The organism is Roseobacter sp. MH60115, from assembly GCF_015644665.1.
Classification (GTDB): Bacteria; Pseudomonadota; Alphaproteobacteria; order Rhodobacterales; family Rhodobacteraceae; genus Roseobacter.
Genome location: NZ_JADOBQ010000002.1, coordinates 201400 through 213931 on the forward strand (window position 1 = coordinate 201400; position 12532 = coordinate 213931).

The window sequence follows — 12532 nt, forward strand, 5'->3', positions numbered from 1 at the left end:
CACTCAAACGCAAGGAAGCCGCCTGGTGGCGGCCTCCCTCAACCGGGCATCGGTCAAGTTTGGGAATTTCACGGCGCTGCGCGATATCTCGCTTGATATCGAAGCCGGTGATTTCTGGACCATTCTCGGGCCATCGGGATGCGGCAAGTCGACGATGCTGCGGCTGGTTTCGGACCTTGTGCCACCGGCCAGCGGAACGGTGGAAATTCTCGGCAAGACAACCGAGGCCGCGCGACTGGCCCGCGAGTTCGCCTTTGTCTTTCAGGATGCCACGCTGCTGCCCTGGCGGAGCGCGCTCAAGAATGTCGAACTGCCGCTGGAGATCGGACGCAAGCGGGGTATCAATATCCCGACGGGCGAACGCAGCCCTCGTGAATTGCTGGAACTGGTTGGGCTGAAGGGACGCGAGGATGCGTTGCCGCATGAATTGTCCGGCGGCATGCGTCAACGGGTGGCGATTGCGCGCGCGCTGGTCTGCCAGCCCAAACTCTTGCTGATGGACGAGCCCTTCGGCGCGCTGGATGAGATGACGCGCGACCACCTGAATTTGCAACTGCTCGACATCTGGAGGGAAACCGGCACGACGATCCTCTTTGTCACCCATTCCATTCCAGAAGCCATTTTCCTGGGTCAGAAAGTCCTGATGCTCAAGGCCAATCCGGGCCGCGTGAAAGACGTGGTCGAGGTTGATCTGCCCTTCCCGCGTGAAATCGCGCTGCGCGATACCCCTCAGTTCAACAGCTACTGCGCCCGCCTGCGCGCACTTCTGGAGGACTGCTGATGTCCGTAACCGAAACCGCCGTTGAAAACGTGGCGACTGAGCGGATGCTGTCGGCGCAATCGCGCACGCGGCTTGTCAATATCGCCATCCCGCTGGGCACGGCGGTGGCGCTGCTACTGATATGGCAAATTGGGGTCCGGGTGTTCGAGGTGCCCATCTATATCGCACCCGCACCAACAGATGTGTTGCACGTGTTTCAGACCGATTTCGCGCTTTTGCTGCGCAACTTCTGGCCCACGTTTCTGGAAAGTCTGGCCGGGTTCTTTATCGGCAACATGGCGGCAATCCTGATCGCCGTGGCCTTTGTGCACAGCCGCTTGGTGGAACGCGCCTTTTTTCCCATCGCGGTGTTTATCAACACCATCCCGATCCTTGCGATTGCTCCGATATTGGTGCTGATCTTCGGTCCCGGCATGACGGCAAAGGTCGTGATTGCCGCGCTGATCTGCTTCTTCCCGACCCTGGTCAACATGGTGCGGGGCCTGCAGTCTGTCTCGCCCCAGACGCTGGAGCTGGCGCGCATCCTGTCGGCTTCCAAATCCGAAGTGTTCTGGAAAATCCGTTTGCCGTCATCGCTGCCATTCCTGTTTTCCGCGCTCAAGATCGCCTCCACCACCTGCGTCATTGGCGCGATTGTGGGCGAATGGATCGGCGCAAATGTGGGGCTGGGGGCGCTGATCATCGAAAGCACCTTCAATTTCCGGTCGCCACTTCTCTACGCGACCGTTTTCGTCTCATCCGGCCTGTCGGTGCTGCTCTTTGCCAGCGTCACAATCGCCGAAAAACTGATCGTTCGCTGGTAGCGCGGACGCCGCTCATCGCTTTGCCCCATGGGAAAGGCCACTTTTGAAAGGACCTGTTATGACAGATCGCACTACAACATTCGTTAAGACCGAGGGGGAGCAACTGCCCGTCGTCGCTGATTGCGATGTCGTGGTCGTCGGGGCAGGGCCTGCGGGTCATGCAGCTGCCATCTCCGCCGCGCGCAACGGCGCGTCGGTCACGCTTCTGGAACGGTACCACCATCTGGGCGGCATGGCGTCGGGCGGTATGGTTCTCGTGCTGGACGACATGGTCAATGAAGGCAACGAGATTGTCACCACCGGCATCGTCAGTGAATTTGTCGAGCGGCTGGAAAGGCAGGAGGCTGCCGTCTATCCGCCAAAGGAAGACCACCAGACCAATTGGGAGATGTGGCAGAAGTGGTCCCGCTGGGGCTGCATTGATTTCCACAAGGCAATGATGCCGCAGCCCATCATTCACGCGGTGGCCTTTGACCCTGATGCGTGGAAGCGGGTCAGTCTGGATATGGTGCGCGAAACCGACGTGAACCTGCGCACTCATAGCTGGTTTTCTGACGTATTGCGCGAGGGGGGCAGGATCACCGGCGTAATCGCACAGACCAAACTGGGCCGGCAGGTGATCCGCGCGAAATATATTATCGACGCAACCGGAGATCTGGACGTCGGTGCGGCAGCCGGGGCGGACTACACGGATGGGCAGTTCATCGTGACGACCGTGTTTCGGATCGCCAATGTCGACACGAACAAGGCCGTGGCTTTCGAATTTGCCGAGCCGGAAGAATACAAAAAACTCGACCGTCAGGCCCGCCGCGTGATCGGCGGGGCCTGGGGCATGTGGTGGCTCAAGACGCCGCTGCCGGGGATCGTCTGGTGCAACTGTCCTCATATGCCGGGCTATGACGGCCTGTCGGTCGAAGACATGGTCAAGGCCGAATGCGAGGGCCGCGACCGGATGATGGCGCTGCATGCTTTTGCCAAGGAGAACATCCCCGGGTTTGAGAATTCAGTGATGTTGGGCGCGGCAGAGCAGATGGGCGTCCGCCAGACACGCCTGTTGCAGGGTGAATATGTGGTCAACAAGGACGACGTCAAAAGCCGCCGCTACTTTGACGACACAGTCTGCCGGGGCCGGGATTATTATACTCCTTACCGCGCGCTTTTGCCCAAGGGCATCGACAATCTGATCGTCGCGGGACGTCATTACTCCGTGGAAAGCGATGCGCAGAAACTCAGCCGAGAAATCCCCCCCTGTCAGGCACAGGGCGAAGCCGCAGGCGTTGCAGTGTCACTGGCGCTGAACGGGGATCAGGCGCTGCGCGACGTGGATTACAAGGCCATCCAGAAACAGATGCGCGCCCAAGGCGCCGATCCTGGCGATGTGCCCTCCCCCAACGCGCGGCTCCGCGACACCGTCGCAGCAGAATAACAAGGACTTCAAAATGTCAGAGGAAACGACGCCGCTCGGCGGCATTCGGGTGATCGACTTCACTCAAGTGATGCTTGGCCCTTGCGCAACCCAGATGTTGGGCGATTTCGGGGCCGATGTGATCAAGATCGAACGCCCCGGCTCAGGCGATCTCAGCCGCAACTTCTTTGGCGAACCCTCGGAAGAGGCCATGAACAACGCAGTTTTTGCCTCGCTCAACCGCAACAAGCGCTCTGTCGAGATCGACACGAAATCAGAAGAAGGGCGCCAGCAGGTTCTTGATCTGGTGCGCACGGCGGATGTGGTTGTCGACAACTTCCGCGCAGGCGTGATGGATCGGTTGGGCTTTGGGTATGACGCGCTGAGCCAGATTAACCCGCGCATCATCTGCGCGTCCGGTACGGGCTACGGTCCAACCGGCCCCTATGCTCATAAGGGCGGGCAGGACGTGCTGGCGCAGGCCATGTCGGGGGTCATGGAAAAGACCCAGGACCCGTCCATCCCGAAATCCATCTATCCGACGACATTGTGCGACTATTCTGCGGGGATGCATCTTGTCCAAGGCATTCTTGCCGCTCTGTTGATGCGCGACAAAACGGGGCGGGGCCAGAAAGTGGGCGTATCGCTTTTTGACAGCATGATCGCCATGCAGATGCAGGAGGCCGCCCAATGGTCCAAACATCGCGACGTGCTGAACTGGGCCGCGATGCCATTGACCGGTGTGTTCGACGCGACGGACGGCGCGATTGTGATCGTAGGGGCGTTTAAGGCCAACCCGCTGCGGGATATCTGCACAGCGCTCGAACTTGACGACATGTCGCCCGACTATCCGACGCTGGAGATGCAGCGGGCCAACAAATCGCTCTTGCAGAAGCGCTTCAGCGACCGGATTGCAACCAACACCTCGGCCTACTGGCTGGAGCGGTTGGAGGCGCAGGATCTTCTTTGCGCGCCTGTGCGGTCGCTCGGCGAAGCCCTGGATGACGAGCAGACCAAGATCAACGGGATGCTCTGCCCCATTGATCATCCGTTGCTGGGTGAAATGACCCTTGTAGGTTCTCCTATTCATTTGAGTGACGCGCCAATGCAGGTCCACCGCCTGCCGCCACGGTTGGGGGAACATACCCAGGAAGTGTTGGAGGGGTTGGCCGCCCGGCTGCGGACAGAGGCCGCTGAATGAGCGTCATTTTTGACATTCATGATCATGTGGCCCGCGTGACCATCGACCGCCCGGATCGCATGAATGCCATCGACACGGTAACGCACCAGCGCCTGTGCGAGATCTGGGAAGAGGTCGAGACCACGCCCGACATCCGATGCGTCGTACTGACAGGCGCAGGCGCGCGGGCGTTTTGTGCAGGTGCCGACCTCAAGGATGACACCGGCAATAGCGGTGTCGCGTATTGGGAAAGTATCAGCAGAGAGTTTTCAGGGCTGGCGCTGCGCCGGACAATGAAAACCCCGGTGATTGCGCGGGTCAACGGGCTGGCCCTTGGCGGCGGGCTCGAAATGGTGCTGGGCTGTGACATCGTCATTGCGGCCGACACTGCCCGGTTTGCCCTGCCCGAGGCCAAGGTCGGGCGCGTCCCGCTTGATGGGGGCATGGTGCTGCTGCAACGGCTGATCCCGCGCAACATTGCTGTTGGCATGATGATGACGGGGCGCATGGTCCCGGCGGTAGAGATGGCGCGCTATGGTCTGATCAATGCCGTGGTGCCGCAAGACAGCCTCGATGCTGAAGTTGATGCGTGGGTTGCCGATATCCTTGCTTCCGCCCCGCTATCGCTCCGCGCCATCAAGGCGCTGGTACGCGAGACACCGGATATGCCCGTCCACGATGCGTTCACGCGGCAAACACCGGAATTGATCACTGCGTTGCAGTCCGATGACGCGGATGAGGGTGTCGCCGCGTTTCGCGAAAAGCGCCGACCCGTCTGGACGGGGCGCTGAGCCTATGACCCTCGTAATCACAAGCGCCTGTATTGACGTCAAGGACGGCATCTGCACGACCTCCTGCCCGGTGGACTGCATCTATGAGGGCGAAAGCATGTATTACATCCACCCCACCGAATGCATTGAATGTGGCATGTGCGAAAGCATCTGCCCGGTCGACGCGATCCGCTATGACGATGAGGTGGGTGAGGAGGAGCAGGCCTTTGTGGCACTGAATGACGCGGCATTCCGCGATGCCGATGGCCGTATGGCGGAACCCGGCGGGTGGAAGAAAGGTGATGCGCCAGTCAAGGACCCGCCCGATCTGCTCGGGCTGGTTCAGCCCAAAACAAGCGCGGTCGGATAAGATGCAGGGTGTCATCGCAGCCGTTCCCACACCGATTGACGCAGACGGCACACCGATCAAAGAGTTGTTCGTCGTACATTGCTGCTGGGCAGTGGCCCATGGGTGTGATGCGCTCAATATTCTGGGATCAACCGGCGAGGCCAATTCCTTTGACACCGCACAACGCCGCGCTGTGATGGCCTGGGGCGCGGAAAACCTGCCAGAGGACCGCCTAATGGTGGGCACCGGCACGCCCTCGCTGCACGAGACGATTGCCCTGACAAAACATGCCGATGATCTGGGCTACGGGGTCGCGCTGGTGCTGCCCCCTTACTACTACAAACCGCTTACGGACGAAGGCTTGACCGACTGGTTCATGGCCCTGCACGCGGCATTGGGCGCGCGCGACATTCAGATTTACTTTTACAACTTCCCGCAGATGACAGGCATCGCCATGCCGGTCGCTGTTATCGCCGATCTGGCACGGCGCGTGCCTGCAAGATTTACAGGCATCAAGGATTCGTCAGGCGATCTGGACTATTGCCGCAGCATCGTTGCGGCAAACCCCGCACTCGGCGTGTTCCCAAGTTCCGAAACCGCGCTTGTAACAGCGCATCAGGATGGGTTCGCGGGCTGCATTTCTGCCAGCGTCAACATCACTGCGCCACTGGCCGGCGCAATCTGGGCGCACCGCGAAACGCCACCTGCAGATTTATGCAGTGAAATCGCACGCAAACGGGGGCTTATCGCTGGTCCGCGCTTGATCGCAAACGTGAAATCGCTTGTGGCGGATCGCACGCAGGATGCGCGGTGGCGGGCCGTTCTGCCCCCTTTTTGTACGCTAACGGGCGCGGCCCGGCGGGATCTTGGAACCGCAGTAGAGGGTTAGCGGAGATGGCGGATGAGAAAATCTGGGCGCGCCGCTTCATGGGCCTATGCGACCACATTGCAGGCTGGTCCGAAGATCGTGATTTTCAGGTCGGCTGTGTCATCGTCGACCCGCGCGGCAATGAAGTGCGCACGGTGGGCTATAACGGCTTGCCGCGCGGTGTTCTGGCCGATGACGACGCCCGCTTTGATCGCGCCAGCGGCGAGAAGTTTCACTGGATCGAACATGCCGAACGCAACGCCATCTACAACGCAGCACGCACCGGCGTGTCCCTTATGGGCTGCACCGCCTTTGTGAACCGCTTTCCCTGCGCCGATTGCGGACGCGCCCTGATCCAGTCTGGCGTGGCGCGGATCGTGGCGCCGCCGATCCCAAAGGCGGACGGCGCATTGGATCACAGCTTTCAGGTCTCCGCGCGTATGTTGGGCGAAGCAGGGTTGACCATCACGGAATACACAGAAGGAAACTGACATGCTCAAAGGCGTTTCACTGGTCGCAGGTGACTGGATCGGCTCGGACCGGACTTCTGCAATGAACCCGTAGACCGTGCCTCGGACAGTTTCGCGGCGGGCACACCCGAGTTGATCAACCGCGCCTGCCAAGCAGCGGAAGACGCGTTCCGAGCTATGGCTATAGCTCTGCCGATGAGCGTGCCGCATTCCTCAATGAGGTCGCCGCACAGATTGATGCGCGCCGTGGCTCAAGCGCTTCCCGGTCAGTTGACCTGCACGATGCATCTCGACGCTGACGACACGGTCGACGCCAGGGCGTTTTTGTAGATCCTTGAACGCAAGGCCGGACGGCTGTCGGCCAATGGGTTTCCCACCGGCGTAGAGGTCTGTGACAGCATGGTCCATGGCGGCCCCTATCCCGCCTCGACCAATCTTGAGGCCACATCGGTCGGCAACATGGCCATTCGTCGTTTTCTGCGTCCGGTGTGTTACCAGAACATGCCGAAGGACCTTCTGCCATAAGTCATCGGAAAGTCTTGCACCAATGGGCTCACCGACAAAGCTGATCTGCTGCAGAGCTCAGCAGCCAATCAAATGGGTTTTCAGTCGCCTCGTGCGTTCGCGGTACCCGCTTACTCCACCGAAGCAAAGTTGCGAAGATTTATCGCACGATTGGGAACCTCCGAGCGGTACAGCCTTTGCTTGGTCACACCAAGGTCCGTAGTACGATATGTTGTCTGGGCGTCGAGTTGGATGACATGCTGAGTATCGCGGAGCGGATCGACATTTGAGCTCTGTCGGCGTGCGGCACCTGCTGCGCGCACCAATGTCTGCTTTATCCATCTTCGTTGGTCCATGGTTGCCGAGTGAAGGCGACGACCGCCAATTCATCAGACTATCGACCTTGGCCCATCGACAAACGGTTCTGACATCAGAAACAGCTCGGAAGCCAAATGGCACTCCTCTTTGGGCAACCCCAGGCCCACTTTCGAAGCGGATCCGGGGCGTGATGTATGACGCTGACGTTATCGGCTATTGTACCGAAGGTTTTTCTTCGGTCTGAACAGGCTCTGCGGTCGCTTTCTCAATCAGCGGTTTTTCTGTCGGCTCCTCTGCGGATCGGGCGGTTGTCGGCCCTGCAATCGTGCCATTGGCGACATTTGCAATTCCATTTTCAAGGCTGATGCCGAGCTCTTTGCCAAGAGCCTGCATCGCGGGCATTTGCAGGGCCATGCCAAGCACGGAGTCGAGCGCCTGGTTGACAGGTGTACCGCCTGCTTCGCCCTGTGTGCCTGCGCCGCCACCCATGCCAGTGACCTGGTGAATTTTGATGGAGTCGATCTTTTCGGCTGGTTTGACCATTTCGGCAATGATTGCAGGCATCGCCTCCAGCTGTGCAAGGCGCACTTTCATTGCAATGATCTCGGCGCTCAACTCATTCTCGGAGTTCGCAATGGCGGTCTGACCTTCCGCTGTCGCCAGCAGGTCGGTGCGCTTGGCCTCCGCGCGGACCTTCACGGAATCCGCATCGGCCTGTGCCTCTTCCAGCAGCGCGGCGGCCCTGTCACTGGCGGCTTCTTTCTCCGCCGCGGCGGCAAGACGAATGGCGGTTGCCTGACGCTCCGCTTCCTTCTGCGCCTCGATAATCGCGATGCTTTTCAGACGTTCCGCCTCGGCGACGGCGCGGGCGGTCTCGATGGCCTCGGACGATTTCTTGGCCTCGGCACGCGCCTTGTCAGCAGAGGCACGGGCCTGGCTTTCCTCTTCGGACTTGCGCGCCACGATGATCTGACGTTCCTGATCAGCCACCTCCAATTCACGTTCCTTGGCGATTTCTGCTTCGCGGATGGTCCGCTCCCGCTCAATCTCCGCGGCGCGCACGGCGCGCTCCCGCTCGATCCGCGCCTGTTCCTTGGCCTGGTCGGAGGCTTCCTGATTGCGCGCGATTTCCGCCTCCTGCTTGGCCTGCAGGGTCTGAATTTCACGGATCTGATCGATGGAGGCCTCTTTCTGCTCCCGGTCGATATTGTACTTGATCTTCTCGGCTTCCATTTCGGACCGCGCCACAGAGACATCTGCCTCTGCCGTGATTTCAGCGCGCTTCTTGCGCGAGGTGGCAATGACCTCCGCCAGTTTTTGCATACCAACCGCGTTGAAGGCGTTGTTCTCGTCCAGCGAGTCGAACGGTGTTTGGTCCAGCGCGGTCAGCGAAACCGCTTCCAGTTCCAGACCATTCTTCAGCAAGTCTTCGGAAATCGCATTCTGCACTTCCTGTACAAAGCTGGCGCGGTTCTCATGCAACTCGTCCATGGTCATCTGCGCGGCCACGGCGCGCAGACCATCCACCAGCTTACCTTCGATCATCTCGCGCAGCTGGTCCACATGGAACGTTCTGTCGCCCAGCGTCTGGGCCGCACGCGAAATCCCATCTTCGGTCGCATTGACCGAGACGTAGAATTCCACACCCACATCCACCCGCATCCGGTCCTTGGTGATCAGCGACTGCTCGTTCACACGCGCCACTTCGAGGCGCAGGGTCTTCATGTTGACCTTGGAGATCTCGTGCAGGAAGGGCACCACGATTGTGCCACCGTCCATGATGACCTTGCGCCCGCCAGAGCCGGTTTTCACGAGGCTGGTCTCGCGGGTCGCCCGTTTGTAGAGCCGTGCCATGATCAGGGCGACAAACAGGAGAAGCCCGATAATCGTTGCGGCAATCGTAAGAATAGGTGTGAACGTCATAGTAAACTCCTCAAGTTGTGAGAACGGGATAATTCTAGGGTGGCGTCAGATTACGAAGAACTGATCGCCGCGTTTGCGAATGAGCGTGATGTCGCTGCCCTGGGGAAAGACATCACCGTCATAAAGCGGTTCGACCCGCAGGTAGTGGGTATTTCCGAACCGATCCTTGATCTTTGCCTCCGCGGGTTTTCCACGTGTGGCGGTGCCCTGCGAAATGACGCCGCGATGCCCACCCAGGAACCGTTTGCGCATGGCGCTTGTCTCGGTCTTTGGCATCAGGGCGGCGACCCAACCGGTCAGAAACCGTGTGAGCGCCGCGGCAGGTATCAGGGCAATCCCTGACGCGATCAGCGCGGGCAGCGGAGCGCCGAAAATACTGCCAATTGCGGACTGCAGGATCAGGCCGGAGAGGCCGAACATGGTCAGAAAGCACACCAGCCAGATCAGAAAGGGCACATCGCGGATGCCCAGCCAGCCCAGCAGGCCGGAAGGGCTGCTGACATCTGTGTCACTCAGACCCGGCGTTTCCGCCTCCAGATCAGAGGACAAGTCGAAATCCGCGTCCATATCTGCATCCAGATCGGGCGCCTCGCCGCCGAAACCCAGAACCGTACTGCCCAGCAGAAGGCTCAGAATTTCCAGCAGGAACAACCCGAAGACCACGGCAAGGGCGCTTGCAAATGGCAAAGACTGCGCGGCAAGAAACAGATCAATCATAAAAGTCCTTTCAATAAATACATAGGAGTTACATCACATGATTGTTAGGTATAGATGTGCATTTTTCCAAAAAAAGTGACTATATCTTGTATTTACTGATCTCCACTCTATGTTTTAACGAACATCCAACGAAACCTTTGCCAAGGACGTGACATGCCGGACTTCATGCGACGACGCAGGTGGGCGCGGTTTCTTGACCGCAGTGCCGATCTTGTCGCTGATTTGTCTCCGCCGGAAAAGGGATGGATTTCGACAATGCGTCAAGCATTGTTCATGTCTGCCGAGGATGTGGCCGCGCGCAAGGGTGTCAGCCGGAACGCGATTTATCAGGCGGAACGGAGCGAAAAAGAAGGTTCCATCTCGCTCAAGCAGATGGACCGGCTTGCCCGTTCGATGGGAGGTAAATTCGTTTACGCGATTGTACCCGACAAACCGATTGAGGCGTTGAAGTACGAGCAGGCATTGCGGAATGCCCGGACATTGTCCGCGCAGGAAAAGGGCTTTGACGGTTGGTCTGCTGAGGAACAGCAGGACTGGATCGAGGATTGTGCCGCACAACTGTTGCAGGACATGCCCGTCGATTTCTGGAATGCTCCGGCGCGGGAAACACAATAGGCCGGGCAATATGACCTCCTGATCCTGCCAGCGTGCCACCGGTTGCGCTTGACATCACCCCACATTCCGAAGCAACTGCTTTCCTGTTGGTGCTTGCTCAGGCAAGTGAAAAGGGAATGTGCAGCCGGACCTCTTTTTGGCAAAGCACAGCCGCCCCCGCGACCGTGAACGGAAAGGTTCGCCAATGCCACTGGAGCCGTGCTCCGGGAAGGCAGGCAGACCGCAGGCAGACGCCAAAATCCGTGAGCCGGGAGACCTGCCAGCAACGCGTGAAGAAACCGGACGGGGTGTTCCGGTGTCGGGAAAAGTCCTGAGGCAATCAGGCCCATCTCGCCATCTGACCCACGTCCCATGACATATGGGACATAACCTCATGACGACCAACGCCACGGCGCCTGACGGTCACACCACAGAATTACTGGTCTGTGTCAAATGCAGGCGCGGCCTCGAAATCCCGGAGGACGAGCGCCGCCCGGGACAACGGCTCTATGACACTTTGGCGCAAAGCGAGATGCCACCGGGGATTCGCCTCAAGGCGGTCGAATGCCTGCAAAACTGCGACTATGGCTGCACCATTGCCCTGCGGGGCGGGGATCGGTGGACATATATCTACGGAAACATCGATGAAGTGTCGCATCCGGACATCCTGATCGATGGGGCCGCCCGCTACAACGCCACGCAGGATGGGTTGATCCCGTGGCGTGAACGCCCCGAACACTTTAAACGCAACTGTATCGCGCGCATCCCGCCGCTGGAGAACGAACATGACTGATCTTGCAAAACTTCCCGTGACCGTCATCACCGGCTTCCTGGGCTCGGGCAAAACCACGCTGGTGCGCGAACTGATTCGGAACCCCGGTGGCAAGCGCCTCGCCGTGGTTGTGAACGAATTCGGCGATGTGGGTGTGGATGGCGACATCCTGAAAAGCTGTGCCATTCCCGATTGCCCGGCCGAGAACATCATGGAACTGGCCAATGGCTGCATCTGCTGCACCGTGGCCGATGATTTCATCCCGACCATCGAGGCGCTGATGGCGCTGGAGCCGCGCCCCGATCATATCCTGATCGAAACGTCGGGTCTGGCGTTGCCGAAACCCCTGCTCAAGGCGTTTGACTGGCCTGATATCCGCTCCAAAATCACCGTGGACGGTGTGATTGCGCTGGCCGATGCCGAGGCCGTGGCTGCGGGCCGGTTTGCCCCTGACGTGGCCGCAGTGGACGCGCAGCGCGAAGCCGATGAGAGCATTGATCACGAAACGCCACTGTCGGAGGTCTTTGAGGATCAGATTTCCTGCGCCGACATCATCCTGCTGACCAAGCCTGACCTTGCGGGTCCTGAAGGCGTGGCCAAGGCCAAGGCGATCATCGCCGCCGAAGCCCCCCGCCCGCTGCCCGTGGTCGAAGTGGCCGAAGGTGTGGTGGATCCTCGTGTGATCCTCGGGCTTGAGGCTGCCGCCGAAGATGACATGGAGGCACGCCCTTCCCATCACGATGGCCATGATGATCACGAGCATGATGATTTTGAAAGCATCGTTGTCGACATCCCGGAACAGGCGGATCCGGCAGATTTGGTGCGCGCGGTCGAAGCTCTGGCCAATGATCACAATATCCTGCGGGTCAAGGGCTATGCAGCGGTGGCCGGTAAGCCGATGCGCTTGCTGGTGCAGGCGGTTGGCGCCCGCGTGCGACACCAATATGACCGCCCCTGGCAGCCGGATGAGGCGCGCCAAGGGCGCTTGGTGGTGATTGCCGAGCATGACGACATCAACGCGGACACCATCAAATCCGTTCTGGGCGTGAGAGCCGTCGAGGCGGCTGAGTAACAGCCA

13 protein-coding genes, 2 pseudogenes and 1 riboswitch are annotated in these 12532 nt (G+C 59.6%); of the genes and pseudogenes, 13 read left to right on the plus strand and 2 right to left on the minus strand.

The window, feature by feature from the left end; all coding sequences use genetic code 11:
• Positions 1-25: 25 nt before the first annotated feature.
• The 10 genes and pseudogenes from ISX84_RS06525 to ISX84_RS23150 all read left to right on the plus strand — a co-directional run.
• Complete coding sequence (locus tag ISX84_RS06525; protein ID WP_326838713.1) at positions 26-781, plus strand: ABC transporter ATP-binding protein; 756 nt, start codon at positions 26-28, stop codon at positions 779-781.
• Entirely contained in the window at positions 781-1584 is an 804-nt protein-coding gene (locus ISX84_RS06530) for an ABC transporter permease (RefSeq protein WP_195819547.1), read from the plus strand. Before ISX84_RS06525 ends, ISX84_RS06530 begins: the two co-directional genes overlap by 1 nt.
• A 58-nt stretch (positions 1585-1642) precedes the next feature.
• Positions 1643-3010: an FAD-dependent oxidoreductase gene (locus ISX84_RS06535; RefSeq protein WP_195819548.1), complete on the plus strand. Its 1368-nt coding sequence runs from the start codon at positions 1643-1645 to the stop codon at positions 3008-3010.
• A gap of 13 nt (positions 3011-3023) precedes the next feature.
• Positions 3024-4190, plus strand: coding sequence for a CaiB/BaiF CoA transferase family protein (locus ISX84_RS06540; RefSeq protein ID WP_195819549.1), 1167 nt, complete (start codon positions 3024-3026; stop codon positions 4188-4190).
• Positions 4187-4960, plus strand: a complete 774-nt coding sequence (locus ISX84_RS06545) for an enoyl-CoA hydratase-related protein (protein WP_195819550.1) — start codon at positions 4187-4189, stop codon at positions 4958-4960. The genes ISX84_RS06540 and ISX84_RS06545 overlap by 4 nt, the downstream gene beginning before the upstream one ends.
• Before the next feature lie 4 nt (positions 4961-4964).
• On the plus strand, positions 4965-5309 hold the full coding sequence (locus ISX84_RS06550) for a 4Fe-4S dicluster domain-containing protein (RefSeq protein ID WP_195819551.1): 345 nt from the start codon (positions 4965-4967) through the stop codon (positions 5307-5309).
• A gap of 1 nt (position 5310) precedes the next feature.
• Positions 5311-6177 (plus strand): dihydrodipicolinate synthase family protein, encoded by an 867-nt coding sequence (locus ISX84_RS06555; protein ID WP_195819552.1) that lies wholly within the window; start codon positions 5311-5313, stop codon positions 6175-6177.
• Between the two features lie 5 nt (positions 6178-6182).
• Positions 6183-6647 carry a deoxycytidylate deaminase gene (locus tag ISX84_RS06560; RefSeq protein ID WP_195819553.1) on the plus strand — a complete coding sequence of 155 codons (465 nt, stop codon included), beginning with the start codon at positions 6183-6185 and terminating at the stop codon, positions 6645-6647.
• A gap of 216 nt (positions 6648-6863) precedes the next feature.
• Positions 6864-7151 (plus strand): annotated as a pseudogene (locus tag ISX84_RS23145) (aldehyde dehydrogenase (NADP(+))); the annotation flags it as partial.
• 101 nt (positions 7152-7252) lie between these two features.
• Positions 7253-7420: pseudogene (locus ISX84_RS23150) on the plus strand (integrase); the annotation flags it as partial.
• A gap of 241 nt (positions 7421-7661) precedes the next feature.
• Here ISX84_RS23150 and ISX84_RS06565 read toward each other — a convergent pair.
• Entirely contained in the window at positions 7662-9371 is a 1710-nt protein-coding gene (locus ISX84_RS06565; RefSeq protein WP_195819554.1) for a flotillin family protein, read from the minus strand.
• Between the two features lie 45 nt (positions 9372-9416).
• A complete protein-coding gene (locus ISX84_RS06570) occupies positions 9417-10088 on the minus strand; it encodes a YqiJ family protein (protein ID WP_195819555.1) in 672 nt (223 codons plus the stop codon).
• A 255-nt stretch (positions 10089-10343) separates the two neighbouring features.
• Between ISX84_RS06570 and ISX84_RS06575 the strand changes: the two genes are divergently transcribed.
• From ISX84_RS06575 to cobW, 3 genes are all read left to right on the plus strand, one after another.
• Positions 10344-10703 carry a helix-turn-helix domain-containing protein gene (locus tag ISX84_RS06575; protein WP_195819556.1) on the plus strand — a complete coding sequence of 120 codons (360 nt, stop codon included), beginning with the start codon at positions 10344-10346 and terminating at the stop codon, positions 10701-10703.
• 70 nt (positions 10704-10773) lie between these two features.
• Positions 10774-10981: riboswitch (cobalamin riboswitch) on the plus strand.
• Positions 10982-11076: 95 nt separating this feature from the next.
• Positions 11077-11475, plus strand: a complete 399-nt coding sequence (locus tag ISX84_RS06580) for a DUF1636 family protein (protein WP_195819557.1) — start codon at positions 11077-11079, stop codon at positions 11473-11475.
• On the plus strand, positions 11468-12526 hold the full coding sequence (cobW, locus tag ISX84_RS06585; protein WP_195819558.1) for a cobalamin biosynthesis protein CobW: 1059 nt from the start codon (positions 11468-11470) through the stop codon (positions 12524-12526). The genes ISX84_RS06580 and cobW overlap by 8 nt, the downstream gene beginning before the upstream one ends.
• The last annotated feature ends 6 nt before the right edge of the window (positions 12527-12532 follow it).

What these genes read in the sequence shown, in the direction of transcription:
- ISX84_RS06530 (WP_195819547.1), top strand. Translation starts at nt 781, where the DNA reads ATGTCCGTAACCGAAACCGCCGTTGAAAACGTGGCGACTGAGCGGATG.
- ISX84_RS06535 (WP_195819548.1), top strand. Translation starts at nt 1,643, where the DNA reads ATGACAGATCGCACTACAACATTCGTTAAGACCGAGGGGGAGCAACTG.
- ISX84_RS06540 (WP_195819549.1), top strand. Translation starts at nt 3,024, where the DNA reads ATGTCAGAGGAAACGACGCCGCTCGGCGGCATTCGGGTGATCGACTTC.
- ISX84_RS06545 (WP_195819550.1), top strand. Translation starts at nt 4,187, where the DNA reads ATGAGCGTCATTTTTGACATTCATGATCATGTGGCCCGCGTGACCATC.
- ISX84_RS06550 (WP_195819551.1), top strand. Translation starts at nt 4,965, where the DNA reads ATGACCCTCGTAATCACAAGCGCCTGTATTGACGTCAAGGACGGCATC.
- ISX84_RS06555 (WP_195819552.1), top strand. Translation starts at nt 5,311, where the DNA reads ATGCAGGGTGTCATCGCAGCCGTTCCCACACCGATTGACGCAGACGGC.
- ISX84_RS06560 (WP_195819553.1), top strand. Translation starts at nt 6,183, where the DNA reads ATGGCGGATGAGAAAATCTGGGCGCGCCGCTTCATGGGCCTATGCGAC.
- ISX84_RS06565 (WP_195819554.1), bottom strand. Translation starts at nt 9,371, where the DNA reads ATGACGTTCACACCTATTCTTACGATTGCCGCAACGATTATCGGGCTT.
- ISX84_RS06570 (WP_195819555.1), bottom strand. Translation starts at nt 10,088, where the DNA reads ATGATTGATCTGTTTCTTGCCGCGCAGTCTTTGCCATTTGCAAGCGCC.
- ISX84_RS06575 (WP_195819556.1), top strand. Translation starts at nt 10,344, where the DNA reads ATGCGTCAAGCATTGTTCATGTCTGCCGAGGATGTGGCCGCGCGCAAG.
- ISX84_RS06580 (WP_195819557.1), top strand. Translation starts at nt 11,077, where the DNA reads ATGACGACCAACGCCACGGCGCCTGACGGTCACACCACAGAATTACTG.
- cobW (WP_195819558.1), top strand. Translation starts at nt 11,468, where the DNA reads ATGACTGATCTTGCAAAACTTCCCGTGACCGTCATCACCGGCTTCCTG.